The 26,955-nt window shown below is 67.3% G+C and carries 19 protein-coding genes; 6 read left to right on the forward strand and 13 right to left on the reverse strand.

Annotated elements, in window-relative coordinates:
• Positions 1-5 precede the first annotated feature (5 nt).
• From ABWV23_RS07430 to ABWV23_RS07470, 9 genes are all read right to left on the reverse strand, one after another.
• The gene (locus ABWV23_RS07430) at positions 6-398 is read right to left on the reverse strand and encodes a rhodanese-like domain-containing protein (RefSeq protein WP_353346532.1); all 393 of its coding nucleotides are present in this window, start codon (positions 396-398) and stop codon (positions 6-8) included.
• A gap of 123 nt (positions 399-521) precedes the next feature.
• Positions 522-7,058, reverse strand: a complete 6,537-nt coding sequence (locus ABWV23_RS07435; protein ID WP_353346534.1) for an ATP-binding protein — start codon at positions 7,056-7,058, stop codon at positions 522-524.
• Between the two features lie 31 nt (positions 7,059-7,089).
• On the reverse strand, positions 7,090-8,067 hold the full coding sequence (locus ABWV23_RS07440; RefSeq protein ID WP_353346536.1) for a hypothetical protein: 978 nt from the start codon (positions 8,065-8,067) through the stop codon (positions 7,090-7,092).
• A 34-nt stretch (positions 8,068-8,101) separates the two neighbouring features.
• Entirely contained in the window at positions 8,102-8,335 is a 234-nt protein-coding gene (locus tag ABWV23_RS07445; protein ID WP_353346538.1) for a hypothetical protein, read from the reverse strand.
• A 30-nt stretch (positions 8,336-8,365) separates the two neighbouring features.
• Entirely contained in the window at positions 8,366-9,817 is a 1,452-nt protein-coding gene (locus ABWV23_RS07450; RefSeq protein WP_353346540.1) for a hypothetical protein, read from the reverse strand.
• A 172-nt stretch (positions 9,818-9,989) separates the two neighbouring features.
• Positions 9,990-11,045 carry a glycosyltransferase gene (locus ABWV23_RS07455; protein WP_353346542.1) on the reverse strand — a complete coding sequence of 352 codons (1,056 nt, stop codon included), beginning with the start codon at positions 11,043-11,045 and terminating at the stop codon, positions 9,990-9,992.
• On the reverse strand, positions 11,042-12,037 hold the full coding sequence (locus ABWV23_RS07460) for a glycosyltransferase family 2 protein (protein ID WP_353346544.1): 996 nt from the start codon (positions 12,035-12,037) through the stop codon (positions 11,042-11,044). The genes ABWV23_RS07455 and ABWV23_RS07460 overlap by 4 nt, the downstream gene beginning before the upstream one ends.
• A gap of 22 nt (positions 12,038-12,059) precedes the next feature.
• Positions 12,060-12,977 (reverse strand): glycosyltransferase family 2 protein, encoded by a 918-nt coding sequence (locus tag ABWV23_RS07465; RefSeq protein WP_353346546.1) that lies wholly within the window; start codon positions 12,975-12,977, stop codon positions 12,060-12,062.
• Positions 12,978-12,980: 3 nt separating this feature from the next.
• A complete protein-coding gene (locus ABWV23_RS07470; RefSeq protein WP_353346548.1) occupies positions 12,981-14,216 on the reverse strand; it encodes an oligosaccharide flippase family protein in 1,236 nt (411 codons plus the stop codon).
• 201 nt (positions 14,217-14,417) lie between these two features.
• Between ABWV23_RS07470 and ABWV23_RS07475 the strand changes: the two genes are divergently transcribed.
• Positions 14,418-15,614, forward strand: coding sequence for a polysaccharide biosynthesis/export family protein (locus tag ABWV23_RS07475; RefSeq protein WP_353346550.1), 1,197 nt, complete (start codon positions 14,418-14,420; stop codon positions 15,612-15,614).
• Positions 15,615-15,629: 15 nt separating this feature from the next.
• Here ABWV23_RS07475 and ABWV23_RS07480 read toward each other — a convergent pair whose 3' ends face one another.
• From ABWV23_RS07480 to ABWV23_RS07490, 3 genes are all read right to left on the reverse strand, one after another.
• A complete protein-coding gene (locus ABWV23_RS07480; RefSeq protein WP_353346552.1) occupies positions 15,630-18,176 on the reverse strand; it encodes a hybrid sensor histidine kinase/response regulator in 2,547 nt (848 codons plus the stop codon).
• Positions 18,177-18,232: 56 nt separating this feature from the next.
• The gene (locus tag ABWV23_RS07485; RefSeq protein ID WP_353346554.1) at positions 18,233-18,739 is read right to left on the reverse strand and encodes a putative pterin-binding protein; all 507 of its coding nucleotides are present in this window, start codon (positions 18,737-18,739) and stop codon (positions 18,233-18,235) included.
• 100 nt (positions 18,740-18,839) lie between these two features.
• Positions 18,840-20,231: a WecB/TagA/CpsF family glycosyltransferase gene (locus tag ABWV23_RS07490; RefSeq protein WP_353346556.1), complete on the reverse strand. Its 1,392-nt coding sequence runs from the start codon at positions 20,229-20,231 to the stop codon at positions 18,840-18,842.
• Positions 20,232-20,475: 244 nt separating this feature from the next.
• Between ABWV23_RS07490 and ABWV23_RS07495 the strand changes: the two genes are divergently transcribed.
• From ABWV23_RS07495 to ABWV23_RS07505, 3 genes are all read left to right on the forward strand, one after another.
• Complete coding sequence (locus ABWV23_RS07495; RefSeq protein ID WP_353346558.1) at positions 20,476-21,090, forward strand: response regulator transcription factor; 615 nt, start codon at positions 20,476-20,478, stop codon at positions 21,088-21,090.
• A gap of 109 nt (positions 21,091-21,199) precedes the next feature.
• Complete coding sequence (locus tag ABWV23_RS07500) at positions 21,200-22,654, forward strand: GumC family protein (protein WP_353346560.1); 1,455 nt, start codon at positions 21,200-21,202, stop codon at positions 22,652-22,654.
• Positions 22,651-23,916: an O-antigen ligase family protein gene (locus ABWV23_RS07505; RefSeq protein WP_353346562.1), complete on the forward strand. Its 1,266-nt coding sequence runs from the start codon at positions 22,651-22,653 to the stop codon at positions 23,914-23,916. Before ABWV23_RS07500 ends, ABWV23_RS07505 begins: the two co-directional genes overlap by 4 nt.
• Before the next feature lie 138 nt (positions 23,917-24,054).
• On the opposite strand, the gene purU is transcribed toward ABWV23_RS07505, so the two are convergent.
• Positions 24,055-24,939 (reverse strand): formyltetrahydrofolate deformylase, encoded by an 885-nt coding sequence (purU, locus tag ABWV23_RS07510; RefSeq protein ID WP_353346564.1) that lies wholly within the window; start codon positions 24,937-24,939, stop codon positions 24,055-24,057.
• 265 nt (positions 24,940-25,204) lie between these two features.
• On the opposite strand from purU, the gene ABWV23_RS07515 reads away from it, so the two are divergent.
• Together ABWV23_RS07515 and ABWV23_RS07520 are read left to right on the forward strand one after the other, a co-directional pair.
• Entirely contained in the window at positions 25,205-25,954 is a 750-nt protein-coding gene (locus ABWV23_RS07515; RefSeq protein ID WP_353346566.1) for an alpha/beta fold hydrolase, read from the forward strand.
• Positions 25,954-26,946: an alpha/beta hydrolase gene (locus tag ABWV23_RS07520; RefSeq protein ID WP_353346568.1), complete on the forward strand. Its 993-nt coding sequence runs from the start codon at positions 25,954-25,956 to the stop codon at positions 26,944-26,946. Before ABWV23_RS07515 ends, ABWV23_RS07520 begins: the two co-directional genes overlap by 1 nt.
• Positions 26,947-26,955 lie beyond the last annotated feature (9 nt).

A 26,955-nucleotide genomic window follows, 5' to 3' on the forward strand; every position in this document is an offset into this window, starting at 1 on the left:
TGTGCTCACATGCCCTGGTCAACCGGTTCGATCATCGGGCCGCCGGTTTTCTTCCAGTCGTCCAGCCCGCCCATGTTGAAGACCTGCGCATAGCCCATGTCCTTGAGCAGCTTGCCGGCCAGCGCGGCGCGGCCGCCGGAGGCGCAGTGCAGCACGATCGGGCGGTCAAAGCGCATCTCGGGGTCGTGGAACGGGGTCGCGGGATCGGCGCGGAACTCCAGCATGCCGCGCGGCACGTGGTGGGCGCCGACCGCGCGGCCGGCGCTCTGCAACTCGGGCGCGTCGCGGATGTCGAGCAGCAGCGCCCCCTTTGCCACCATGTCTTGGGCGGTCTGGCCGTCGATCCGTTCCACCGCCGCGTTGGCGGCCTCCATCATCTGCTGTACCGTCAATGGCATCGTGTTCTCCTGTTCACGCGGTTCGCGCGCAGGCTAGCATGGGGGCCGGGACGGGGCCACAGAACAGGGGCCGGATCACGGTCAATTCAGCGTGGCAATTCAGAACGGCAATTCGGGGCGTCTCTATTTCTCCAGCATCTCGATCCCGCTCCAGCCTTCGGGCAGGTCGCTCCGGGCCAGGTGGCGGGCCCGTTCGGCCAGCGTTCGGGCCGCCTTGTCCCGGGGGGCGGCGGCGGCGATTTCGGCGAACCCGGCCTCGGCGGAGGCGAAATGCCCTGTGCGCAACGCCGCCAGCGCGGCCTCGAAGGCGGGGCGGGTCTCGGCCTTGTGCCGGGCGCTGTCGGGCGGGTCGGCGGCGAAGATCTCGTACACCACGACGGGTTTGTCCCGCCCGGCCACGCGGACCACGTCCAACTGCCGGTGCGGGTAGACGCCGGGGTCGGGCAGTGCTGCGATCACCTCTTCGGACACGGCGATACCGACGCCATAGCGTGCCGTGAGCCCCTCGAGCCGGGCGGCGAGATTGACCGCGTCGGACACCACATTTCCGCTCATCCGGTTCTTGTCGCCCATGATCCCCATGATCAGATCGCCGGTATGCAGCCCGATGCCGGTGGTGATCGACGGCTGGCCGCGCGTTTCGCGGTCGGCATTGAAGCGGCGCAGCTCGCGCAGCATCTCGACCGCCGCCTGCACCCCTTCCTCCGGGGCGCCGGGGAACAGTGACATGATCCCGTCGCCCAGGAATTGGTTCACCACGCCCTTGTTCTTGTGCACCAGCGGGCCGAGGCGGCCGAAATAGTCGTTGAGAAAGGCAAAGGTCTCGGCCGGGCCGCTTTTTTCCGCGAAACCGGTGAAGCTGCGGATATCGGAAAACATCACGGTCATCTGCCGTTCGACGTTGTTGCCCAGTTCGATGTCGAGAATGCTGTCACGCTCCAGGAAGCGCAGGAACTCGATCGGGACGAAGCGTTCATAGGCGGTCGACAGGCGGGCCAGTTCGATATGGGCGTGCATCCGCGCCGACAGTTCCTCGCGCGAGAACGGTTTGGCCAGATAGTCCGTGGCGCCCACCTCGAACCCCGCGCGCAGGTTCTCGACCTGGTTCTTGGCGGTGAGCATCACCACCGGCAGGGCGGCCACCGGGCGGGTGGCGCGGATGCGGCGGCAGACCTCGTATCCCGACATGCCCGGCATCATCACGTCGAGCAGCACGATATCGGGCTCGAACCCCGCTTCGAGCGCGCGCAAACCCTCGGGGCCGTCCCGGGCCATCTCGATGCCGAACCCTTCGAGTTCCATGAAGTTGCGCAGCACCTCGAGGTTGATCGGGTCGTCGTCGATCAGCAGCGCCCGGTATTGGCGTTCCGTTCGATCCGCATCGCGCCGCCGGATGACCGGTTGCGCCGTGTCGACGTCGGAAAAGGCGGTGGGCTGGAACAGCCTGGTGCCGTCGCCGGTCTCGTCGCTCGCCCCGCCCGTCGTGTCGTCCTTGGGGCCGGGCTGCGCCCTTGTCCCTGGCATGAGCCGCGAAACGGTCTTGCTCTCGGTCGGTTGGGCCGGCGCGTCGGTTGCGGGCAGGTCGAAGGAGATGGTGGTGCCGCGCCCCTCGGCGCTGTCGACCGCGATGTGCCCGCCGTGCATCTCGACCAGGCTCTTGCTGATCGCGAGGCCCAGCCCGACGCCGCCGAACGCGCTTTCATCCGAGGCGTCCAGCTTGCGGAAGCTTTCGAAGATGGCGGTCTGCGCCTCCAGCGGGATGCCGATGCCGGTGTCGGTGACGGTGACGTGACCGCGATCCCTGCGCAGGTCCAGCCCCACGGTGACCTGGCCGCCCGGGGAGAACTTGATCGCGTTGTCGACAAGGTTGAACAGGATCTGCTGCAAACGGTTTTCATCGGCCAGCAACGCCTGCGCATCCCCGGGTACCGCGTTGATCATGTCGACGCCGTTCTGTGCCGCGCGGGGCTCCATCACGCAAAACACCACGTCGACCAGTGCGCGCAGGTCCAGCGGCCTGGGCTGCAGGCTCAGCTCGCCCTCGCGCAGGCGCGACAGGTCGAGGATATCGGTCACCAGGTGCGACAGCCGCTCGCCCGAGGAGACGATCAGCTCCAGCGTCGCGCGCGCCGGGGCGGGAAGATCGCCCTTGGCCCCCTCGATCAGCGCCTCGGCCAGCCCGATGATGCCGTTGAGCGGCGTGCGCAATTCGTGGCTGGTGGTGGCGAGGAATTCGTCTTTGAGCCGGTTGACCCGGGCCAGTTCCTCGGTGGCGCGTTTTTCCAGTTCCAGCGCCTTGGACTGCCGGGCATAGAGCCGCGCGTTCGACAGCGAGATCGCCGCCAGCGAGGTCAGCGTCGACAGGATTTCCTGACGCTGGATCGTGAACACGCCCTCTGACAGCGAGTTTTCCAGGTGCAGGACCGCCTGCAACCCGTGCTGGCCCAGCACCGGCAGGCACATCAGCGATTTCGGGGCGCGGGCGCGCACATAGGCCAGCCGGGCATGGCGCGAGGCCGAGCGGGCGTCGGACAGGATCACCGCATCGCGCGCCGCGGCCACCTGCGCGACCAGTTCGCGCGGGTAGCTGGCCGGGTCCAGCGTGTCGAGCGCGCCGTCGTCTGATTGGATGGAAATCTCGGGTTCGGCGCCCTGCATCCGCCCCTCGGCGGCCAGGTGCAAATGCCCGTCGTCGTGCATCAGGTAGAGGGATCCGGCATCGGCCCCGGCGTTTTCCAGCGTGATCTGCATCAGCCGCTTGAGCAGGGTGTCCAACTCGGTCACCTCGAGGATCAGGTGGCTGGCCTTGATGACCGAGGTGACGTCGAGCGCATCGTCCGCAGAGGCGGGCGGGGCCGCCGGCCCCGGTGTGACCAGATCCGGCCGCTCGGCCTCGAGCGCGCGCAGCTTGTTGGCGGCGCCCCATTGGGCATAGGCGTGATGCGCGCGCCGCAGGTACTCTGCGCTGGCTGCGCTGTCCCCGGTCTGGTCGGCCAGGGCGGCGGCGCATTCGCAGGCGATGCCCAGATAGCTCCAGGCGCCGCTTTCCTCGGCCTTGCGCAGCGCCTCGTCGTAGAGGTCGCGCGCCTGCCCGGTGGCCCCGTTCATGCGGCGGTCCTCGGCCAGCAGCAGCGGATACTGGTACAGGTGGTTGGTGGGATATTTTTCGGCCAGCCGTTTGAGCGCGGCGAGATGCTTGCGCAATTGCGCCCGGCGTTTTCGCGGCGAGCGTTTCGACAGGCGGCTGCCGGCACGGGTCAGGCTGAGTCCCAGCAGCAGGTGGTAATCGACGAACTCCGGGCCGAGCGTGGCAAAGCCCTCCTGCGCCCGCAGCTTGTCGCTGATTTCCCCGACCATCGCCCAGTCGCCGAAGACATGGGTCAGCAGCAGTTCGGTGGTGCAGAAGGAGCCCACCGATGCCTCGCCGGTCATCTGCTCTTCGATCTCGCGGTCGTCACTGGTCCACAGCCCGGTTTCGGCGGGATCGGTCAGCCGGGCCACGGCGCGGTGATAGATGCGGGTGATCGAGCTGAGGACCTCGTGGCGCAGCCGGCGGTCATAGCGGTCGTATTCCACCAGCTGGTCGGCGATGCGGTCCAGCGGTTTGCACATCAGCCAAGCGTATTTCAGCAGGCTGTAGTAATAGTAGCCGACATATTCGAGGTCCGACGCGGTCCAACTGTGCACCAGCCCGTCGCGCAGCAGCGCCCGCAGGTCGTCGTAGCGGCGAAAATGCCAGGCCAGGACCACGCTGTAGGTATAGGTGAAGCGCCCGCGCACCAGCGGGTGGATCTTGCGCGGTTCCAGCAGCTTGAACAGGTTGGTGCCCATTTCATAGGCCTTGTCGATCGAGTTGAAGGCCAGGTAGATGACGATGGCGTAGTTCTGGATCGAGAACAGCCCGGCGCTGGTCAGCCCTTTGCGCAGGGTCAGGCGGAACATGCGCAGCGAGATCAGGACGAAGAGATCCTTGTTCTGCAGGAAGGCCGGGGTCGAGACGATCATCAGCATCTCGATCAGTTGTTCGGCCTTGGGGTCGTCCATGTCTGGTAGCTTGGAGAAATCGAGAACGTCGTGTCGGCGCAGGTCGATCCGGGTGCCGATCAGCTGGGTCATGATCTTGGGCCCCGGGGGGCCGCGCAGGTTGACGCCCAGGAGTTTCAGCCCTTCGACACCGAAGTCGATCGCCTTTTGGTATTCCGAGCGCGAGGTGAACAGGGTGACGAGGGTCTGATAGATCCGCGCCTTTTCCGCATCCGAGGCCAGGTGGGCGATCAGCTCCTGGAAATGCGGTTCGGCCTCGGCAAAACCGCCGGACATGAATGCGGCCTCCATCGCCTCGGTGCGCAGGTCCTGGGTGATCTCGGGGTCGGTGGCCCAGTCGATGCCCGAGACGCCGGCGGGCAGGCTGTCGGCCAGCGACAGGTATCCCGCGCCGATCCCGTAGGCGGCGACGGCCTTGGCCCGGCGGGCGCCGTGAATGGCGCCCTGCGTCACCCGCCGGCCGATCTCGGGGTCGGTGATCAGGTCGGCGCCCAGCGCGATCTGGTCCATCGCGCTGAACAGGCGGTCATCCTCTTGCGGGGTGTCGATGTCGCGCAGCAGAAACGCCCCGATCTGGTAGTGCAGTTCCACGCGGCGATCCTCGGGGATCGACCGGTAGGCGGCGTCGCGCACGATGTCATGGCTGAACCGGAACACCCCGGTCTCGTCGCCCTGGCCCTCGGTGACGAAACCTTCGTGGATGGCCTCGCCGAGGTCGTCGAGGATCTCTTTCTCGCTCTGGTCCGAGACGATCCGCAGCGAGGCAGCGGCGAAACGCGTGCCGAAGGCCGCCGCCAGTCGCAGCGCCGCCACCGCGCGCGGCGACAGGGTCTGAATACGCTCGGTCATCAGGTTGGCGACGTCGACCTCGACCATGCGCTCGGTGACCGCGTCCATCACCCATTGCCACTGGCCCAAGCGGGGATCGAAGCGGATCGCCCCTTCGCGGTAGAGCGCGATGAGCAGGCGGCGCACGTGAAACGCGTTGCCCTGGGTCTTGACCGCGATGACACCGGCCAGTTCGTCGACATCGACCTTGGGGTCAAGGTGCATGGTGTCGATGATCAACTGCCGGATATCGGCATCCGACAACGGGCCGACCTCGATCTGTGCGGCGGTGATCCCGGCGTCGGAGACGGTTGCGAGAAGCTTGCGCAGGGGGTGCGCCTCGGGAATCTCGTTGTCGCGAAAGGCCCCGACGATCAGGAAATGCGACGGCGTGGCGGTCAGGAAGATATCCTCGAGCAGCCGGATCGATTCCATGTCCGCCCATTGCAGGTCATCCAGGAACAGGATCAGCGGCGCCGCGGCGTCCGACAGGGTTTCGAAAAACGCCTGCATCGAGACCTGGAACCGCTGGTTGATTTCCATCGGGTCTTCGGCGGCATCCGCCGGGATGTCGCCGACGATATGCTGCAAATCGGGCAGGAAGGCGACGACGACGGGCAGGTTGTCACCCAGCGCCTCGGTCAGCGCGCTGCGGAACCGCGCGACCGCCTCTTCGCCCCGGGCCAGTTTCTCGAGGATCAGGTTGCGCAGCGCCTGGCGCAGCCCGAGGTAGGGCAGGCCGTGGATCTCTTCGTATCTGCCGGAGAGAAAGACCGGCTCGGCGCCCGGGCATGTCAGGGAACGCAGGGTTTCGACCAGCGCGGATTTGCCCGAGCCGCTGGGGCCGCTGACCATCACCAGGCCGGCGCCGCCCGCCATCACGCCCTCGAAGGCCCGGCGCAACTGCGCCTGTGCGGCGTCGCGGCCATAGAGCTTGTCGGGGATGGCAAAGGTCGCCTTCTGGTCCTGCACGCCCAGTTCGAAGTCCGGTAAGCTGCCGTCCCGGAGGAAGGCATCGCGGCACAGCCGCAGGTCGGCCAGCAGGCCATAGGCGGTCTGGTAGCGGTTGCCGGGCGCCTTTTCCAACAGCCGGGCGACGATCCGCGCCAGCGCCTCTTCGCCCGGTTTGTCGCGGGCGATCCCGGCCGCCGAGACCGCCAGATGCATGTGCAGCAGTTCCAGCTTGTCGATGCTTTCGAACGGCGGCGCGCCGGTCAGCATCTCGTAGAAGATCACGCCGAGCGCATAAAGGTCGGCACGGGTGTCGGGCCTTGTGTCGGTGCGGCCGCTTTGCTCGGGGGCGCAATAGACGATTTCCGAGACGTCGCGCCCCTCGATGTCGGACGGGTGTTCGAGGGGGCGCACCAGGCATTCGGGATGCAGCGCCAGCTTGAGTTCGCGCCGCTCGGCGTGCACGAAGACCGCCTCCGGGCTCAGTCGGCCATGGGCAATGCGCCGGTTGTGCATCACCTCGACCGCCTCGGTCAGCTGGACGGCAAAGCCCAGCAACATGTCGGTGCGCATCCGGTTCATCCGCAGCAGACGCGACAGACGGATGCCGGGGGGATCCTCCATCACCAGCGACAGGCCGTCGGCGCCGTGTTTCACCGAAAGCGGCTGTGCCAGCGTGGCGCTGGGGCGGTCCTGGAACATCGCCAGCCTGTGTTCCAGCCGCTCGGTCAGGTCGGGTGTGACCGGCGCCCCGTCCCAGACCAGCACCGACGACCCGTCGGCCCCGGAGGCCGAGCGGTAGGGGTCGGTCTCGGCGGTCTGCCGGTACCGGGTCATTCCTGTGCCGTTGGGTCAGTGTGCGCCATGGTCAGTCCGTCCCCGAAAAATCGGGCGTCGACACCAGGGAAAAGTAAGCCTTGGCCTTGGTGCTGTCATCGACATCGCCGCTGGTTAACGACAGTTTAACGTGGTTCAGGCCAAAATCCAGCCGTTCGCACCGGCTGTCCGGATTACGGTCGGCCAGAGTGTGCCGAGCGGCGCGTGCCGCCAGCGCCCCGGCCTTGGGCGCGGAACACAGCCCGGTAGTGCGAAGATCGGCGGCAAGGGCAGGAATCGCGCGGATCCCGCTTGCGGGCAGTTCGAGGCCAAGCGTCGGCGCGAGATCCTGCGCGAGGTCAAGGTCGACGCGGCACGCGCCGCTGGCAAGGTGGCGGGTGGCCAGATCGGCGATCTCTGTCGCAAGGTCCTGCGGCCCCGGCCAGCCCAACCGCTCCAGCAGGGGCAGGACCGCGTGCGGGGCGATTCCGTCGATCACCAGCCGCAGCGAGGGTTCGGTCAGCCCGTCCCGGCCCGCCATTGCGCCGATCTGTTTCAGAAAGCCCCCCGGTGGCAAATGCCCGGTGATCTGCCGGACCTGCGGACAGGGCTGGCCGGGCCAGATCGCGTCGCACAGGGCGTGGGCCAGCTGTTCGGCGGCCGTTCCGTTTTCCGGGCCGGCCAGTGGGGCCAGAAACACGCTGGGCGCCCCCAATTCGCCGGTGGCGGACATGTCGTGTTCCAGCCAGAGCACCGCGGCGGGCAGGGTGCCGTCGCAAAACCCGCGCAGCACCGCCGCAACCGGTCCATGCACCAAAGCCCCCGCAGCTCCCGGCGGGCAGGGCAGCAGGGCAAGCGAGTAATCCGCCACGCCCGCCCCCCCGCGCAGATCGCATTCCAGGATATGGCCAGAGGCAAGATCGGGATACCGGCCCGCGAAACGCGCCAGCGCGGTCTCGGCGCGCGGGGTCAGGAACGCCGCGCCCAGCGCCCGCGCTGCGTGGGCCACATGCCGTTGCGCAGATATCATCGTCCCGCGCCGGACATCCGGGGCGACCCGGATGTCACCAAAGATAGTCGCAGACGTTCTGACCGATGAACAGGTTCAGGTCGTTGCCCTGCAGGGTCACGACCTTGGCCGCCATGTCGTCTGGCATGCCGAGCTTTTCCAGATAGGCCTGCGCGGCGTCGGGACTTTGCGTATAGGCGGCCATGAAGCCCTGCCGCGTCGCGTCGTCGGCAAAGCATTTGGACACGACTTCGCAGGTGTAATAGGCCTGTGAACGATCTCCACTCATGTCTTGTTCCTTCCTGTTGGTCGGGTGGGGCTACTTGGTTTGAGACGGGATCGACCGCAGCAAGACGTCCCGGTTGAAGGTAAAGAGGAAATCGAGCGTGCCGCGCGGGGCCCTGGAATGCTCGGGCACCGCGTAGGAATGGCAGGTCTGACAGCTCGAGGTGCTCTGGGTGTAGGTCTCCATCGTGGCATTTCCGAGAATTTCCGGCACCAGCCGCCCGCCGGAATTCAACAGCTCCCACTGGGTTCCGTGCAGGCGGTAGTTCTTCAGCGGGCTGTTCCCAAACCCCGCTGCAAGCCGCGCGTTGAAACACCAGAAATTCTGGTCGGTGTCCGAGCAGTCGGGTTTGGCGATACCGATCGGCTCGGCATAATATCCCGGCGCGTAGAACGACGCGACCCGCGACGGGCGGTCGTCGGTCGGCCCCTTTGGCGGCCGGTTCAGCCGCGCCGCCCCGTCGTGGTCCCGTTCGAAGAACAGCCATTTCGGAACCGCTGCGCCATCCGCGTAGACGCCGGCCTTGGTATCGCCGATCTCGTTCCAGGTTGGCGCGACATCGCGGTGCTCGAACGTGCCCCAGCCCCATTTCGCGAACCTCTGGGTCTTGTAGACAACGTGCAGACCGACAAGCGCCACCGGCTTCAACTGGCAGTCATGGGTGAGTGTGCCGTTCTCGATCACCGGCGTGACATAGGCCCAGGCCATGTGAAACCTGTCCGGGTCGTGGTCCTTGTCCATCACCATCCAGGACGATTTCAGGACGATGGCACCGCGCTGGCGGCCCTCGGCGGGCTTGATCCAGCTGCCCTCGGGCAGGGACAGTTTGCCGTTCTTTTCCAAAAACTGATCCAGCGCGCGGGCGTTCCACAGCCTGTTCTCGACCGTGTAGTCGTAGGCCGCCTTGTTGAAGATCACGTCATAGCGCACCGGCACCCCGTTGCGGTCGAGCAGTGCGTGCCCCTCCGGGTTGACGTATTCGTCCAGCAGGCGCGGCTGCATGGTGTTCGGGATCCGGTCGGCATAGGGCACCTCGGCCATGGCGGCCTCGACGTCGATCTCGGCGCAGGCCTCGGGCAGCGGGTAGGCGTCGCTGTTCCAGTCCAGCGGCGGCTGGTTTCCGCGAAAGATGTGGTTCGTACTCTTCCAGGTTTCCCAGACGGTGGTCCAGTTGCCGTCGAGGCTGGCGGTGTAATCGGGCACGCCCGGCACCACCCGCCCGTTGTCGTCAAGTTTGACCGGCCAGTTGATCCCGGCGAATATCCGCGCGGTGAAGCTGTCGGCCTGGTTGGCGGTGATCGTGTTGACGTCGCCGATGAAACAGGCGCTGACCGTGCTGTTGACCGGATCAATCCCGGCGGCCTCGCAGGAACAGGCTAGCTGTTCCATCGGATCGCAATCCGGCGGGGCCTGCGCCCCGGCCATGGCTGCGGCGGCGGCTGTCAAAAGGATCGTCAGGGTCACGGTGTGAAAGGATTCGCGCATGGCGACCAACCTTTCCGAACAGCCTGCGCACCCCCGTGCGCCATCGCTTGGGGGCGAAGGCATCCTGCCATCCTACGCCCGAATCGCATTCTGACAAAGGAGTTCGATAGCTGCCGCTGCCGGTCGGGCGCAGGGCCCATGGGCGGAACGGGTTGTCGGCGACCCTTCCGTGTCAGCCTCCGGCCTCGATACGGGGGGCCTGACCGGCGGTCGGGGCGCGGTCCCGGGGCCGGTGATTGGCGGGGTCCTCTTGCAGTAGGTCGGTCAACAAGACCCTCCACTGGTTGGCAAAATCCGCCTCGAAGCGGGTATCGGGCAGGGGCGCGGCCTGCGGGGTCGGGGTGGCCAACAGGCGGGTCAGAGCGGTCTGCCACGCCCCCTCGGAGGTGTCGTCGACCGCCTGCGCGCCGTGGGGGATGTGATCGGTCAGGCCATCGACGGGATTGATCAGCAGGCATCGTTTCGCACAAAGCGCCTCGATGGCGACGAGGCCATAGGCCTCCCATTTCGACGGCATGGCGACGACATCGACCGATTGCATCGCGGCGACCGGATCGGTGGCAAACCCCATGAAGCGGATGCGTGGGTCGTCGCCCGCCAGGGCGCACAACCGGTCCCGTTCCGGCCCTTCGCCATGGACATGCAGGCTCAGGTCCGGGTCGGGCAGGTGGCGAAACGCCCGGATCAGGGTGTCGAACCCCTTTTGCCGATCCAGCCTGCCAATCGCCCCGATCACGCGCGGGCGCCCCTTGGTCGGGTCCAGCGCGCGAAAGGCCGACAGATCAACACAGGAGCGGATCACCCGCAGCGAGGCGGCGGGGACGGCGCCGCTGCGGATCAGCCAGTCGCCCTGTGCCCGGCTGACCGCGACCACGCGATCGAACAGGCGATAGGACAGGCGCAACAGGGTCGCGAACCGCCGTTTCCGGCGGACGTTGGCGGCGGTGAACCCCTGAGTATAGCTGTGTTCCACATGAACCAGCGGCGTTCGCGGATGACGCGCCCTCAGCGCCGCCAGCATCGGCAGCGCCCGCCAGCTGACCGCGAGGTGCGAGACGATCACGTCGGCCTCGATCCGTTTCAACGACATCCGGCCGCGCGTTACCTGCACAAGGTCGTGCTGCGCCATCTCGCCCATCTCCGGCGCGGTCAGGATATGGTCCAGCACCCGCATCACGCCCCCCGCCGTGGTGTCATCGACCAGGTGCACGACGCGCGGGCGGCTCATGTCGGCGCCCCCGTCCGGGGATGAGAGGCAAGCGCCATGCCCTTGCGAATGAGCGTACCGCCCAGAACCGACAGCAGGCCGGTCGCGGTCAGGGTGATCAGCGATTTCACCGGCTCCTCGATCAGCGGCGCCCGCGATTCCGCCAGCCAGGCCCGGCCCAGCGCCAGCGCCCTCTGGCCATCCAGGTCGCTGATCGCGCGGCGGCCCAGATAGCGCAGCTGATAGGCCCGCGCATCGGCCGTGTTGACCGCGAAGAACGCCGGGTTCAACGGGGTCAGCTTGGTCACCATCCGCTCCCACGCGGCCAGCTGCCGGTCGGTGGCGGCGGACAGCCCGCCCGCGCTGATGCGATAATGGGTCAGCAACCCCGGCACCCCCTCGAACCCCCACTCGGTGGAGAGCGCGATGCGCAGCCAGCATTCGATATCCTCGGACTGGCGAAAGGTCTCGTCGAAGTACCAGTCGCGCCGGGTCTCGTGGCGCGGGCGATAGGCGATCTCCGTGAACACCTCGCGGCGCAGCACCGGGGCCGAGCCATTTCCGATCGGGTTGCGTTTGAAGATCACGGCAGCTGTCACGTCATTCAGACGCGGGTGCTGCGCCTGCGACAGCCTCTCGCCCGCATCGTTGATCAGGGCCGAGCCGGAATAGCTGACGCCGACCTTTGGGTTCGCCTCCAGATGCGCCACATGGGCGGCCAGCTTTGACGGAACCCAAAGATCATCCGCGTCGCAAAAACCGATCACCTCCCCCCGCGCCGCCGCGATCCCGCTGTTGCGCGCCCCGGCCAGGCCGCGATTGACCTGGCGGATCACCCGCACCCTGTCACCGTCCTCGAACGATTTGATGATGGCGGCGGTGTCATCGGTCGATCCGTCATCGACGATGATGATCTCGTAGCTCTTGTGGGTCTGCGCCAGCAGCGCGGTCAGGGTCTCGCGGATCGTGGTTTGGACGTTGAAGGCGGGAACGATGATCGAGGCAAAGGTCATTTTGAACGGTCCTTGAGGGATATCAGGAAAAGAGGAATTGGCGCGTCTTGCGCGGCAGGGTGAGCGCGGCGAGGGACCCCAGCAGGGTCAGGGCACCCCGGCGCAGCGGCGAAAAGAACCCCGTGGGGCTATGGGCCAGCCCCCGGAGCGCATGGCGCAGCGCCAGCGTCCGCCCCTCGCCCAGGCGCAGCGCCCGGCGCGCGAGGTAGCGGTGGTGGATGGCATGGCTGCGCCCGTCGGGGGCAACGCCGAAGCGCGCGGCGGTCTCGATCGCCCGCGCCCGCCCCGACAGCATCGCGCCGAGGTCCGAGGACAGCCCGCCGGTCGAGGTCCGGTACATCGTATGCAGCGACGGCAGGCCGACGACCCGCGCGCCCTTGCCCACCAGCCGGATCAGCCATTCCAGGTCCTCGTTGTGGACCATCGTCGCGTCGAATCCGCCCGTGGTTTCGAATGCCCGGCGGCGCAGCGCGATGTTGGACATGGTGCAGACCGGATTCTCGCCCAGCAGCATCGCGATGCTCAGATCACCCGCCGGCACGGTGGAGAACACGGTCGCATCCTCCGGGGCGCGGGTGAAGAACCCGATCCGGCCAAAACCGGCATCAACCGAGGGATCCGCGAAGGCAACGGCCAGTTCGGCCAGTTTGCCCGGCATCCAGATGTCATCCGCGTCGCAAAAGGCAATCACCTCGCCCGTTGCGTTGGCGGCGCCGAAGTTGCGCGCTGCGCTGGGACCCTTGCCCGGATTGCGCAGCAGCCGGATGCGCGGATCAGCGGTCGCGGCCTGCGCGATCAGGTCGGTGGTGGTGTCGGTCGATCCGTCATCGACGCAGATCGCCTCCCAATCGGCGAAGGTCTGCGCCGTGAGACCGTCCAGCGTGTCGGGGATGGTCGCCTGTGCGTTGAAACAGGGCAGGACGATGGAAAAGGTGGTCATGGATCAGATCCTCACGAAAGAACGGCCAAAGGCGAAGGAGAGCGCCGGCAGCGAGGCCCAGACCATCCCCACCGTCGCGATCAGGGCGTAGCCGGTGGCGATGGCGGTCAACCCCTGCGGGCTCAGCACCGCGGTGTTCGCCATCAGCGCCAGCGTCATCGCCGCCGTGACCCAGAACTCCCGCGATGCCCGATCCGTCGCCCGCAGCCAGCCTGCCGTGGCCGACCACAGCGTGGTGGGAATGGCAACAAGGCAGAGGATCGAGACGATCTGGTCCAGCCCGGCCCAGCCGTCGCCCAGCAGAACCGGCACGTAATAGGGCGCAAGGACGGCTTGCAGGATCACCGCCGGCGTGATCAGCGACAGCGCGAGGATCAGCCCCTGGCGCAGTGCCAGCGCCTTGTCGTCATGGGCGCAGAGATGCGGGAACAACACGGTGGAGAAGGCCACCGCAAAGGAATTGGCAAGGCTGAGCCCGGCGTTGAACGCCATGAAATAGAGGCCCAGCGCCTCGGCCCCCATCAGGGCGCCGACGATCAGCTTGTCGGCCTGTAGGCGCATCGCCTTGACCAGTTCGACCCCCAGCACGGCGCCGCCGAAGCGGACGAAGGGGCGCAGCGGCGCGCGCCCGTTGCGCAGGTCGAGCACCCAGGGGTGCAGCCGGCGCATCGCGATCAGCCAGAACGGCGCGGTCAGCAGGCGCGGCAGGATCAGCGCCAGTGCCGAGGGCCAGACCAGGGCAAGCCCGGCCGACATCAGGTTCGCGCCGACGTTCTGCGCCCCGGCAATTGCCGCGGTCTGGCGCAGCTTGCCCGCCCGCATGGCCAGCGCCGCCTGCACCAGCCCGGCGGGCATGAACAGGTATTCGCCCGCCAGCAAAAGGATGAGGACAAGCAATTCCAGGCTGCCCCCGGTCGAGTAAAGCGCGAGGCCGACCGCCGCCTGTGCGAGGAACAGCCCGACACACCAGAGCCAGAAGATGCGGTGGGCGGCGGCGCAGGTCTGCGGCAGCTCCTCATCCCGCGCGGCGATGATCCTTTGACCGACCCCGTTCTCGGTCAGCGCCTTGAGGATGTCCGCTGCCGCCAGCGCCGCCGCCGCCACGCCGATCTGCGCCAGGTCGAGCGAGCGCGCCACCACGACGACGACCAGCAGGCGCGAGGCCTTGGCCGCCACCTCGGACGCGCCATAGGCGAACAGGTTCTGCGCAACGCGCGAGGGTCTGAGGGTCAGGGTCATGCATTCGGTCCAATCGAAACTGTTGGACCTGTTATGGGCCCATCCCGCCCGCCTGTCCCCGACCCCGGCGGAGAGGGCAGGGGTGCAACGGAACAGCATCATATCCGAACGGATAGGGTGTGCAGGGCCAACGTCCTCTCGACCGGAAAACGTTGATTGCCTATCAATTGGAAAACCGCCGGTGACAGGACCAGGACAGCGATGCGCAAACTCACACGATCCGGGCCGCTTCTTGCCGCCGTTCTGGCGCTGGGCAACTGCGCCAGTTTCGACACCCCCGACAATATCGGGCCGGTGGAAACCGGCGGCGGCTATCAGGCGCAGTACCGAACCCCCGACGTCAGCCGGGGCGATGCGGGCCTGCTGCGGTCGGAACGGATCAACGCCAGCACCTGCCGGCCACCGCGCGGTGGCACCGGCGGCAAGGGCGAGGCGCTGGCGGCCCATGCCCTGCGCGGCGAGCGGCTGTCGCGCAATGACCTGGTCGATATCCGGGTCGGCGACGACGAGACCTTCAACGGCAACTACGTGGTGTCCCGCGACGGGACGCTGAAACTGCCGTTCCTGTCGCCGGTCCGCGCACAGGGCCGCAGCACCGGCGAGGTCGAAAGCGATATCGCCCGCCAGCTGGTCGAGCGGGATTTCTTTTCCGAACGCCCGCGCATCTCGGTCCGGATCGCGGATTTCGCCTCGGTCACCGTCGGCGTGTCCGGCGCCGTGTTCGAGCCGCACGCGGTGGAGATCGGCGGCATCCAGGGCGATCAGGTCGATGTGCGTCGGCAGGGCGCACTGGGCGCGGCCGGCGAGGGGCGCAACCTGTCGGCCGCGCTGCGCGCCGCCGGGGGCGTGCGGCCCGACGCCGACCTGTCGTCGGTCGAGGTGCGCCGCGGCGGGACCCTGTACAAGCTCGACATGCGCGGCGTCTTCGAGGGGCGCAACGCGGTCGACATCATGCTGTTGACCGGCGACGAGGTCCGCGTGCACAGCCGCGATTGCTTCCAGGAGGACCTGATGCGGCCCAGCCCGGTCAGCCCGCCGGGGATCACCCTGTTCCTGTCGAACCTGACCCAGCCGGCGGCGAGCAATGCCTCATCCGCCATCGGGCGCGAGGCGCGGGAGGTGCCCTATGGCACGCGGTTCCTGCAGGCGGTGATTAACACCAACTGCGTCGGCGGGGCGCGTGCCACCAGTGCCAACCGCTCGGCGGTGCTGTTCTCGCGCAACCCGGTGACGGATGTGTCCGTGGTGATCGAGCGCAATATCGAGAACCTGCTGCGCCGCGCCGATCGCGACGATTACGACCCCTTCCTGCTGCCCGGCGATTCCCTTGCCTGTTATGACAGCACGGTGACCAATGCCGGGGAAATCGGCCGGGTGCTGGGGGTTCTGGGCCTGTAGGCGGACGCCTCGCGCTCAGCTGTCGTCCCGGTCGCCCTGCACCTGCAGGATCGGCAGGGTCGCCGCCCAGATCGCGGGCAGGGCCTTGATCGCGGTCTTGGTGCCGGCGTGATCGGCGCGCTTGGCAGCGTTTTCGACCGCGACCAGTGCGGCCCGCAGTTTCGCCGCCCCCATGACACCGGCACTGCCGGCGGTTTTATGCGCCTGTGCCGCCGTCTCGGTCAGGTCCTGTGGATCGGCGTCAGAAAGCTCTGACAGCGTCCGGTCGACCTCGGTCACGAACCGCCCCAGCAGGGCGGTCTGGGCCTCGGCGCCCAGCGTGTCGCGCATCTCGTCAAGCGTGGCGCGGTCGACAAGATCCGCCACCGCCTCTGTTTCCGCCGGAGCCGGGGCGGCCTGGTCGGACACCGCCTTGAGCAGCCCCTCCCGGGTCAGCGGCTTGGTCAGGATGTCAGTCATCCCGTCGGAGAGGAACGCCTGCTTTTCCTCGGCCATGGCGTTGGCCGTCACCGCGATGATCGGGCTTTGGGCCGAGGGGCCCGTCCCGGCCCGGATCTCGCGGGTGGCGCCGCGCCCGTCCAGGACCGGCATGCTGATATCCATCAGGATCACGTCAAAATGCTGCTGTTCGGCCAGATCGACCGCGACCCGGCCATTGGGCGCCTCGGTCACCCGGTGGCCCGCCGCGGTCAGCATCTCGCGCGCCAGCACCCGGTTGATCTCGTTGTCCTCGACCAGCAGCACATGTTTTGGCCGCCCGGCCTCGCCCCCGGTCTCGTGGCCTGCCGCCTGCGCCGGTGCGGCGATGGGTTCGACCGGCAGGCGGATGCGAAAGGTGCTGCCGGTGCCCTTTTCGCTGTCCACCTCGATGGTTCCGCCCAAGGCGGTGACAAAGCGCTTGGCGATCCCGAGGCCCAGCCCGGTGCCCCCGACATCGCGGTCATAGGAACTGTCGCCAGTCATGAAATCGTCAAAGATCCGGTCGATCTGGTCCGCGTCGATGCCGATGCCGGTATCGCGGACGGTGACCAGCAGCTGCGGCCCTTCGGGGGCGTCGCGATCCACCTGGGCGGTGACCCGGACACTGCCGCCATGGGTGAACTTAACCGCGTTGCCGATCAGGTTCATCAGGATGTGCTGGATCCGGTCCCGGTCGGCACGGATCCAGGTCAGCGGTGCGTCGACCCAGCCCCATTGCAGGGTGGTGTCATTGGCCGACGCGGCGCCGCTCTGGTTGTCGATGATGTCCTGAAGCAGGGTGCTGATGTTCATCTCGACCGGGCGCAGGCGCAGTTTTCCGGCATCGTACTTGGTGATATCCAGCACGTCCGAGATATGGCCCATCAGCAGCTTGCCCGAGGTGTCCATGTTCTTGATGTAGCGCGCCTGTTTCGGGCTGAGCCGGGTCTCGCGCAACAGCGAGAGGTTGCCCAGCAGCCCGTTCAGCGGCGTGCGGATCTCGTGGCTCATGGTGGCGAGGAAATCGGTCTTGGCCTTTTCCCCGGCCAGCGCGCGATCCCGCGCCGCGACCAGTTCCGCCTCGGCTTTGACGAGATGCGAGATGTCGCGCAGGAAGGCGATGAACCGTTCGCCGTCGTCGGTCTGGGCCGACTGGATCGCCAGTTCGACCGGGAACAGCTGCCCGTCGGCGCGCTTGGCCTCGAGCTTGACCCGCCCCTTGCCGACCACGCGCTTTTCGCCGCTCTCGCGCATCCGTTTCAAGCCGGCCTCATGGGCGGCGCGGAAATGGTCCGGCACGATCAGATCGGCCAGATCGCGGCCGATCGCCTCTTCGGTGGTATAGCCAAAGATCTGTTCCGCCGCGGCGTTGAAATCCAGAACCCGGCCGGTGGCATCGCTGACCACCACCGCGTCCAATGCGGTTCCAGTGACGATCTTCATCCTCTTGTTGGCCTCGACGACCTGCGACCGGCGCCGGATGTTCTGGATGTTCAGGCGGTTGAGGTAGAGCGCCAGCAACAGCAACGCCAACAGCAGGATGCTCACCACCGCCGCCATCTGCATCAAGGTCACCGCGATCTTGGTGCGACGCTGGTCGGACTCCGCGGCGAAATGGGTCAGCCCCGAGATCGACAGCCGCCTGACAGTCGACCGGATGTCCCGGGCCTGTTCGAACAGGTGCGGCAGACCCTCGATCAGATCGGCGTCACTGCCGTCGATCGCCGGGACCGTGCCCAGCAGGAAGGCGTGGATCTTGTCGAGGTTGGTCGAGAAATCCTCTTGCCGGCGCAGGGTTTCATAGATCGAGGATTCCCTGAGCGTCGCGACGCGGCTGTAGAAGATATCGAATTCGCGGCGCAGGTCCCGCAGGTGCGGGGCTGGGTCCTGGATCGCCCGGGCGAGGTGCAACTCGTACTCGAGGAACTCCACCTCGGCCTGCGACAGCGTCCACTGCACATTGTCGGAACTGGCCGAATTCAGCAGGCGCAGGTCCTTTGCCACCGTCACCGACATGAAGGCGACAACCGCGAGCCCGAGAACCGACAACAGGAACCAGGCCAGCAGCCGGGTCCGCAACGGGGGGGTCTTCAACGTGAACATGCCGGTTCTCTCTGACGAAATGGCGTTCGGTGGGCGAACGCGGGGCGCGTCAAAGGTTACTCGACCGCTTCGATCCGGTCGAGTTGCCAGATGCTGCGCGAATAGATCACCTCGGTGCGGTAATCGGAATTGCCGTCATAGGGGTAGACGATCCAGAGTGGCCCCTTGTTGCGGACCGACATGACCTCGCCATCCATCCGGTAGGCGATCATCGGCCCGCCCTCGACCGCGTCCGAGAGGGGGATTTCCACCGTGTAATCGTTGATCGCGGTGGCACGCAGCCTGTCGCCCTCGATCCCGAGCGTGTCGACGAGGGTCGACAGCGACACCCCCTGGAACAGCTTGGTGCCCTCGGTCCAGATCGTCGCGGTCTCGATGCTCCGGTCCTCCAGCGCCTCGAGCATTCCAAGGTCGAAGCGGGCGCTGTCGCCATCGTTGGTGGTGGTGATCGCGCCGGTGACGGTCAGGATGACATCGCCCTCGGGCGCGGCAAGCTCCCCTGCCCGGAGCGGGGCGGCGGAGAGGGCGACCACGGCCGCAACATGACAAAGAACGCGATACATCTGGCAAATCCCTTCGGCGTTTGTCCCGTTATGCCACGCCGTCCGACCCCCGCCCATCCGGTCAGACGGATAGCCACCTATCCTTTCGGATAGGGGCGGCTCAGTACGCGCCGCGCCCTGAGAACACCGCGCCGAAGGTCTTGAGGATCAGCACCAGGTCAAGCAGCAGGTTGCGCGACGAGGCATAGGCGATGTCCATCTCGACCATCTGGTCGAAGCCGATGTTGGCCCGGCCCGACACCTGCCAGACGCCGGTGATCCCCGGCTTGACCACCAACCGCCCCAGCGCGCGGCGGGGATAGAGGGCAACCTCGCTCGGCAGCGCCGGGCGCGGGCCGACGATGGCCATCTCGCCGCGCAGCACGTTCAGGACCTGCGGCAGTTCGTCGATCGAGAAACGGCGGATGAAGCGCCCCACGCGGGTGACGCGCGGATCGCTGCGGGACTTGAAGCACACCCCATCGCGGTCCGAACTGGCCAGCAGCTCGGCGCGCCGGGCCTCGGCATCCGTGCTCATCGAGCGGAACTTGAACATGGTAAAGGGGGTGCCGTCACGCCCGACGCGGGTCTGCCGGAACAGCACCGGCCCCCGGCTGTCCAGCCGGATCGCCAGCGCGGTCAGGATCAGCAGCGGCGACAGCACCAACAGCGCCGCGCCCGAGACCGTGAGATCGAGGAACCGGCGCTGGACATCGGCGAAAGAGCGCCACGCGACCAGGGTTTTCGCCGCATGGGCCAGGAAGGTGATGTTGCCGGCCAGATAGCGCCTGGCAAGGCGGCGCGGTTCCTGCGCCAGGCGCCAGGCCCATTCCATCCGTATCCGGCGGACCGGTTTCGGCGCCCGCACCACGGTGCCGGCAAGGAAATCGAACAGCGCCCCCACCGCCAGGGTCAGCGGGGCGTCCAGCCGGTGCGCGTGGCGGTGCAGCCAAAGCTCCTGCATCGGCACCCCCAGCGCGACCAGCACGATATCGGCGCCGCTCTCGTTGATGTCGGCGATCACCGCCTCGGCATCGGCTGCCCCGGCGTAACCGTCCCGCGTCCCCGCGATCCGAAGGTGCGGAATGGTGTGGATTAACCTGTTCGCCGCCGCATCGGCGCAGCCCGGCTTGCCGCCGAACAGGAACACCGACCTGCCCATGCGCGCGGCCTTTTCCAGCAGGGCCGGCACAAGGTCGGTGCCGTTGAGGTTCTCACTCAGCGCCACGCCGCTCATCTTGGCGGCCAGCTCGACCCCGATTCCGTCCGGCAACAGCACATCCGCCGCCGCCACCGCATCGGCATAGGCGGCGTCGTGGCGGCGCGTGTTGCAGCAATGGGCGTTCATGAAAAACGCCCGGCGGCGTCCCGGCGCAAGCAGCCCGGCGATCGCTCGGTCGGTCGTCGCATCCACCAGGTCGAGGCCGAGGGCGGGCACGAATGCAGTGGCAAGGCGCGGCGTTTCGATCAGATCGGCAAGATCGAACCCGGCGGAGAAGGAAGCGTGTTTCATGGCGTAAACCCTTGAGGTGACGAAAGTTGTCCTCAAGCTGACGGAGGCCGCCAAAGCGCTCAACGAAGCGGACGGACAGCTTGGCGGCACTTTCGACGCCGCGCCGCTCCGGTCGGTCAACACCGCTACCCGAAGGCATCGAACCCTATCCTTTCGGGACGGGCCGCCGTCATGATCGGGGATGATTTTTGTCGTGCAACGGTCCGAATCCCGGTTTAGCTGTAGGGGAACCAAGGAGGCCGCCATGCGTGTATTGATCGCCGATGACCACGACTTGCTGCGCGACACGCTCGTGATGTTCCTGCAGGCGCAGGGCGATATCGAAACCGATACCGCGGCCGATTTCCCCCAGGCCCGCAAGCTGATCGAATCCGACACGCCTTATGACCTGGTGCTGCTCGATCTGAATATGCCGGGGATGAACGGGCTGGACGGGTTGAAACAGGCGATGGCGATGAAGGGCGGCCAGCGGGTCGCGCTGCTGTCGGGCACCGCCACGCGGGAGATCGCGGAACAGGCGCTCGAGGCCGGGGCCGCCGGTTTCGTGCCCAAGACGCTGCCGGCGAAATCCATGATCAACGCGGTCAAGTTCATGGCCATGGGTGAGCAATACGCCCCGATCGACTTCATGACCGCGGTGGACGATACCCCCGTGCACCCGCTGGCCGAGAAACTGACCCCGCGCGAATTGCAGGTGCTCAAGGGGCTGACCGAGGGCAAGTCCAACAAGGAAATCGCCCGCGACCTGGAACTCACCGAACCCACGGTCAAGCTGCACATGAAGACGCTGTATCGCAAGCTCGAGGCCTCGAACCGCACCCAGGCGGCGCTGATCGCGCGCGAGGCCGGGCTGTTCTGATCTATCCGTTCGGATAGGCCGGGTCTGCCAATGTCCCGCCGCGCCACCCGGGCGCGCGGCAGATTTCCCGCCCGGTCCGGTCTAGTCATGACGCACAAGGAGATGCCTCATGACGCTGCACTATGCCCAAACCGGATTCCCGACCAAACCCCGCCCGCGCCGGCGGCTGTCGTTTCGACGTATCCTGATGGGCGGCAAGGTCGGCGATCTGGGGCGGCTGCCGCGTTACCTCGCCTTTGCGCTTATCGGCGGCACGCTGATCTGGGCCCCGATCGTCGGTTACCTGCGCACCGCGCCGCTGACCTTCCTGTCGACCTCTTCGCTGATCCTGCCCGGATCGGGCGCCTCGGCCTCGATGAACCTCAACGGGATCGGGCAGGCGTCGTCCTATGCCAACTCGGCCTTTTCCTCCAACTCGGTCAGCCCGACCGAAACCTACAAGCGCCTGATCGGTGCCGACCGCATCCTCGCGGCCGCCGCCAAATCCATGAACCTCGACCGGGCCGCCTTCGGCAAGCCCCGGATCAAGCTGGTCGACCAGACCAGCCTGATTCATTTGGAGATGACCGGAAGCAGCGCCGAGGACGCGCAGGCGCGCGGCGATGCCCTGCTGGCGGCGTTCTTTGCCGAGCTTGACGCGCTGCGCATCGACGAGCAGACCACCCGCGAGGACAGCGGCCTTGCCGCCATCGGCGATTACCGCGCCTCGGTCGCCGCCACCCGTGCCGACATCGCCCGGCTGCAACGGGAAACCGGCCTGATCTCGGCCGACCAGTACGACGCCATCGTCGAGGCCACCCGCGTGCTGGAAAGCCGGGTGCAGGACCTCAGCGCCACCCTGCAGGAAAAGACCCAAAGCGTTGCCGCGCTCGAGGCGACACTGGGCAGCCCGGCGCAATCGGCGGCCGCCACGCTCAAGCTCTATGCCGACGCGCAGTTCATCGCCCTCACCGAAGAGGTCGGGCTGCACGCCGCCGGCCTTGCCGAGGCCCGCTCGCGCTTTGGCGAGGGGCACCCCAAGGTGCAGGAGGCCCGCGCCGCCCATGCCACCGCCAAAGCAGCCGCGCTGGAACAGGCCGGCGCGGTTACCGGCATGGGGGAACCCGCGCTTCAGGCGCTCGATCTCGCGCCTGCCGGCGCGCGGGCCGAGCTCTTGGCCGAGCTTGTCCGCATGGATGCCGAGCGCGCCGGCGTCGCCGAACAACACGCCACACTCTCCGCCCGGCTGACCGATGAGCTTGCGCGCCTGCAGGCCCTCGCCGCCCCGGCGGCCCGGCTGCAGGACCTGCAGCGCGATTTCTCGGTTGCCGAGGCGGTCTTTGCCACCGCCATCGCCCGCGCCCAGTCGACCAAGTCCGATGTTTATGCCTCTTACCCGCTGGTGCAGGTGCTGGAGAACCCGTCGCTGCCCGACCGCCCTTCGTCGCCCAATCGCAAGCTGGCGCTGGCCGCCGGGGTCGCCGCCACCTTGATGCTGCTGATGGGCCTTTCGCTGGGCTGGATCCGCTCCTCCGTGATCGGCCGCCTGCTCAAGGCCCCCGAGGGTGCCGAGGTCACCGCATGACCCCGCAGACCCCCGCCGAATCCCTCGTCTACAAGACGATCACCCTGACCTGGCCGTTCTACGCGGTCGGCGCGCTTTACGTGGTCGGCCCGGTGCTGGCGTGGATTCTCGGGGGGCTGGCCGTGCTGTCGCTCTACCTCGGGCCGGCGATCCGCGACGACCTGCGCGCCACCGGCCCGGTGCCGCCGATCATCTGGGCGTGGATCCTGGGGATGGGTGTCATGCTGGTGGCGCTCTGGGCCGGGCACCTTGATTGGGGGCTGGGCCTGAAACAGACGATCAAATCCTCGATCGGCTGGGCCAAGGGCTGGGCCCTGCTGGCGCTGTTCCCGCTGGTCGGCGCGGTGCTGCCGATCCGGCGGGAGATCCTCGTGCGCGGTCAATGCGTGCTGGGCGCTTGGACGCTGATGCTGGCGCCACTGCTGCTGGCGGCGCCCTACATCGGGCTGCCCGAACGGATCTTCACCTCGCCGCTCAAGGCGATCGGTGGCCCCGGCCCGGAATACTTCAGCGTCTATCTGTTCACCTTCGACCCGGCAAGCTGGACGCCGCGCTGGCAGTTCTACGCGCCCTGGTCGCCCTTTGCCGCGCTGCTGGGGGTGATCATGGCGCTCTTCGCGCTCGAGGAGAAGGACCGCAAGTGGATGCTGGCCGGGCTTGGCGCCGGCATCCTGATGATCCTCGCCTCGAAATCCCGCATGGGGCTGGTCGGGCTGGTCGCCTGCACCATCGCGCCGCGGATGATGCCGCTGTTGCTGCGCGGCTGGGCCTGGCACGTCACCGCCGCGCTGACCGCCTCTCTGGCGGTGATCGGCACCGCGCTGGTGACGCTGGCACAGGATGCTGTCGCCGCCTTCAAGGGCGCGCGGGCCGATAGCACAAGGGTCCGTGAAACCCTCCAGCGAATCGCGCGGGAACGCTGGCAGAACGATGCCCCGTGGTTCGGCCATGGCACCGTGCACCCCGGATCGCACGCGGTGGAATACATGCCGATCGGCAGCCACCACACCTGGTTCGGCCTGCTGTTCGTCAAGGGGATCGTGGGCTTGCTCGCGCTGCTGGTGCCGATGGTCTGGCACACCGGTTTCGCGATGCTCGACGCCACCCGCCACCCGCGTGGCCGGCTGCCGATGGGCATCCTGATGACGATGGTGCTGCTGTCTTTCGGCGAGAACATCGAGATCGAGGCCTACATGCTGTGGCCGGCTCTGGTTCTGCTGGGGATTCACCTGCGCGAGGTCGCGCAAGCGAGCGATCCATGAGACGCCCGCAGGTGCGCCCCGGCCGGCGTTGTTCCGGTCTGACAGGAAGGCGCCCGGAGCGAGGGCGCGATTGCAACCCGTGCGACGTCACCGTCGGTGGTTTCCCGCGCCCGCCGTGGCCGGCGCGGGGGCGGGCGGTCAGCCCATCTTTTCGCTGGCGTAGGAGCCGGGCGAGGCGGGGAACACCACCGTCTTGTTGCCGTTGATGAAGGTGCGGTGATGGATATGGGCGTGGATCGCGCGGGCCAGCACCTGGGCCTCGACGTCGCGGCCAAGCGAGACATAGTCGGCGGAGGACTGCGCGTGGGTGACGCGCACGGTGTCCTGCTCGATGATCGGACCCTCGTCGAGATCGGCGGTGACATAGTGGGCGGTCGCCCCGATCAGTTTCACGCCCCGTTCATAGGCCTGCTTGTAGGGATTGGCGCCCTTGAAGCTGGGCAGGAAGGAATGGTGGATGTTGATGATCCGCCCGGACATCTTCTGGCACAGCGCGTCGGACAGGACCTGCATGTAGCGGGCCAGCACGACCAGCTCTGCGCCGGTTTCCTCGACCACGGCCATCAGCCGCGCCTCGGCCTCGGGCTTGTTCTCCTTGGTCACCTTGATGTGGTGGAACGGGATGTCGTGGTTGACCACCAGTTTCTGGTAATCGAGGTGGTTCGACACCACGCCGACGATATCCACCGGCAGCGCGCCGATGCGCCAGCGATACAGCAGGTCGTTCAGGCAATGGCCAAACCGGGACACCATCAGCAGAACCTTCATCCGCTCGGAGCTGTGGTGCACGTCGAATTCCATCTCCATCCGTTCGGCCACCGGGGTGAAGCCCTCGATCAGCTGCTCGCGGGTCCGGCCCTCTTCGCTGTCAAAGCTGACGCGCATGAAAAAGCGGCCGGTCTGCAGGTCGTCGAACTGGTGGCTGTCGAGGATGTTGCAGCCGGTCTCGGCGAGATAGCCGGCAACGGCGGCGATGATGCCGCGCTGGGTGCGGCAGGAAACGGTAAGGGCGTATTTGCTCATGTGTGTCCGGTCCAGGGTTCGAGGGGCGCGGAGGGTGTCGCGGCCCCGGTGCATCGGGTTTCTATGTCAGCGCCGCGATGGGTTTTCCAGCGGCTCCGGCCCGGTTTTCGCACCGTTCGACCCGGTTGCCTGATCCGCATGCGACGCATTGCGAACAGCAGCGCACCATCGGAAATATTGCCACGGATAATGGAGCGGGTTGCGCGTGCAATTGGCGATTGCACGGGGCGCCTCCTGTCGGCATGATCCCGGGCAAGGAGATCACATGCCCGCAACGACATTTCTTGAAACGCCCCAGGGGCGCCGGCTCGCCTATCACCGCAGCACGGGGCAGGGGCCCTGGATCGTGTTCCTCGGCGGATTGAAATCCGACATGGAGGGGACCAAGGCACTGCACCTCGAGGCCTGGGCCAGGGCGCGCGGCCGTGCCTTTCTGCGGTTCGACTATTCCGGTCACGGTGAAAGCAGCTGCACCTTCGAAGAGGGCTGCATCGGCGACTGGCACGAGGATGCGCTGGCTGCCGTCGGCGCGCTGACCGAGGGCGAGATCGTGCCGGTCGGCTCCTCCATGGGCGGCTGGCAGGCGCTGCTGATGGCGCGCGAGATCCCGCAGCGGATCAAGGGAATGGTCACCATCGCCGCCGCGCCCGACTTTACCGAGGACGGCTATTGGGCCAGTTTCACCGATGAGGAAAAGGACCAGCTCGCGCGCGAAGGGCAGGTGGTGAAGACCTCCGATTACATGGAGCCCTATGTCATCACAAAACGCATGATCGAGGATGGCCGCCGCCGGCTGGTGCTGCGTGACCCGCTGGCGCTGCCGTTCCCGGTGCGTTGCCTGCAGGGCACCGCCGATACCGCCGTTTCCACCGAAACCGCGCTGCGCCTGATGGATCACGCGACATGCCCGGACATGCGGCTGACGCTGGTCAAAGACGCCGATCACCGGTTTTCCGACGGCCCCTGCCTGGGGCTGATCGAGGCGGCGCTGGACGAGGTGCTGAAAGAGGGCTGATGCAGGTTTTTGAGAAGTGGTTGCGGCGGGGGATGCTTTCCCTCGGCGTGGTGGGCCTTGGTCTCTGGGCGTTCGGCCCCTATGAGCCGGTGCCGCTCAAGGCAGAGTTCGATCCGGCGCGACTGGAGGCGGGCGTGTCCGACTACCTGGCCGCGCAGGAGGCCCGGTTCGACGACATCACCCCCGGCGTGGAAAAGCGGGTGGTCTGGCGACCGGGCCATGAAGAGCAGCGCACGCCGGTCTCGATCCTGTACGTGCATGGGTTTTCTGCCACCTCGGAAGAGATCCGCCCGGTGCCCGATCTCGTGGCCGAGGCGCTGGACGCGAACCTGGTCTATACCCGGTTGCGCGGCCATGGGCGCGGCGGCGCGGCCATGGCGCAGGCGGATGTCGGTGACTGGATGGCGGACCTGGCCGAGGGGCTGGCGGTGGCCCGCGCCGTGGGCGACCGGGTGGTGGTGATCGCCACCTCGACCGGGGCGACGCTGGCCGCCGTGGCGATGCGGGATCCGCAGATGTCCGAGCGCGTCGCGGCGGCGGTGTTCGTCTCGCCCAATTTCGGCATCAACGATCCGGCGGCGGTGCTGTTGACGCTGCCCGCTGCGCGCTACTGGGTGCCGCTGGTGGCCGGGCGCGACCACGGGTTCACGCCGCAGAATGACGGGCAGGCGCGCTTCTGGACCACCGGGTATCCCACCGTGGCGCTGATGCCGATGGCGGCGCTGGTGCGCCGGGCGGCGCGGCTGGACTATTCCGGTGAGCGGGTGCCGGCGCTGTTCTGGCTGTCGGATGACGATGGGGTGGTGCGCCCCGACATCAGCCGCGAGATCGCCGCGCGCTGGGGCGGCGGCGCGCGGGTGCAGGCAGTGAAACCGGGGCCGGTGGACGATCCCAACGCCCATGTGATCGCCGGCGACATCCTGTCTCCGGACCAGACCGAGGTGGCGGCCCTGGGCATGATCGACTGGCTGCACGCGCAGGGGCTGCGGTAGGCCCATGCG

This window comes from Aquicoccus sp. SU-CL01552 (assembly GCF_040365005.1).
Taxonomy (GTDB): Bacteria; Pseudomonadota; Alphaproteobacteria; order Rhodobacterales; family Rhodobacteraceae; genus Antarcticimicrobium.

What these genes read in the sequence shown, in the direction of transcription:
- ABWV23_RS07430 (WP_353346532.1), bottom strand. Translation starts at nt 398, where the DNA reads ATGCCATTGACGGTACAGCAGATGATGGAGGCCGCCAACGCGGCGGTG.
- ABWV23_RS07435 (WP_353346534.1), bottom strand. Translation starts at nt 7,058, where the DNA reads ATGACCCGGTACCGGCAGACCGCCGAGACCGACCCCTACCGCTCGGCC.
- ABWV23_RS07440 (WP_353346536.1), bottom strand. Translation starts at nt 8,067, where the DNA reads ATGATATCTGCGCAACGGCATGTGGCCCACGCAGCGCGGGCGCTGGGC.
- ABWV23_RS07445 (WP_353346538.1), bottom strand. Translation starts at nt 8,335, where the DNA reads ATGAGTGGAGATCGTTCACAGGCCTATTACACCTGCGAAGTCGTGTCC.
- ABWV23_RS07450 (WP_353346540.1), bottom strand. Translation starts at nt 9,817, where the DNA reads ATGCGCGAATCCTTTCACACCGTGACCCTGACGATCCTTTTGACAGCC.
- ABWV23_RS07455 (WP_353346542.1), bottom strand. Translation starts at nt 11,045, where the DNA reads ATGAGCCGCCCGCGCGTCGTGCACCTGGTCGATGACACCACGGCGGGG.
- ABWV23_RS07460 (WP_353346544.1), bottom strand. Translation starts at nt 12,037, where the DNA reads ATGACCTTTGCCTCGATCATCGTTCCCGCCTTCAACGTCCAAACCACG.
- ABWV23_RS07465 (WP_353346546.1), bottom strand. Translation starts at nt 12,977, where the DNA reads ATGACCACCTTTTCCATCGTCCTGCCCTGTTTCAACGCACAGGCGACC.
- ABWV23_RS07470 (WP_353346548.1), bottom strand. Translation starts at nt 14,216, where the DNA reads ATGACCCTGACCCTCAGACCCTCGCGCGTTGCGCAGAACCTGTTCGCC.
- ABWV23_RS07475 (WP_353346550.1), top strand. Translation starts at nt 14,418, where the DNA reads ATGCGCAAACTCACACGATCCGGGCCGCTTCTTGCCGCCGTTCTGGCG.
- ABWV23_RS07480 (WP_353346552.1), bottom strand. Translation starts at nt 18,176, where the DNA reads ATGTTCACGTTGAAGACCCCCCCGTTGCGGACCCGGCTGCTGGCCTGG.
- ABWV23_RS07485 (WP_353346554.1), bottom strand. Translation starts at nt 18,739, where the DNA reads ATGTATCGCGTTCTTTGTCATGTTGCGGCCGTGGTCGCCCTCTCCGCC.
- ABWV23_RS07490 (WP_353346556.1), bottom strand. Translation starts at nt 20,231, where the DNA reads ATGAAACACGCTTCCTTCTCCGCCGGGTTCGATCTTGCCGATCTGATC.
- ABWV23_RS07495 (WP_353346558.1), top strand. Translation starts at nt 20,476, where the DNA reads ATGCGTGTATTGATCGCCGATGACCACGACTTGCTGCGCGACACGCTC.
- ABWV23_RS07500 (WP_353346560.1), top strand. Translation starts at nt 21,200, where the DNA reads ATGACGCTGCACTATGCCCAAACCGGATTCCCGACCAAACCCCGCCCG.
- ABWV23_RS07505 (WP_353346562.1), top strand. Translation starts at nt 22,651, where the DNA reads ATGACCCCGCAGACCCCCGCCGAATCCCTCGTCTACAAGACGATCACC.
- purU (WP_353346564.1), bottom strand. Translation starts at nt 24,939, where the DNA reads ATGAGCAAATACGCCCTTACCGTTTCCTGCCGCACCCAGCGCGGCATC.
- ABWV23_RS07515 (WP_353346566.1), top strand. Translation starts at nt 25,205, where the DNA reads ATGCCCGCAACGACATTTCTTGAAACGCCCCAGGGGCGCCGGCTCGCC.
- ABWV23_RS07520 (WP_353346568.1), top strand. Translation starts at nt 25,954, where the DNA reads ATGCAGGTTTTTGAGAAGTGGTTGCGGCGGGGGATGCTTTCCCTCGGC.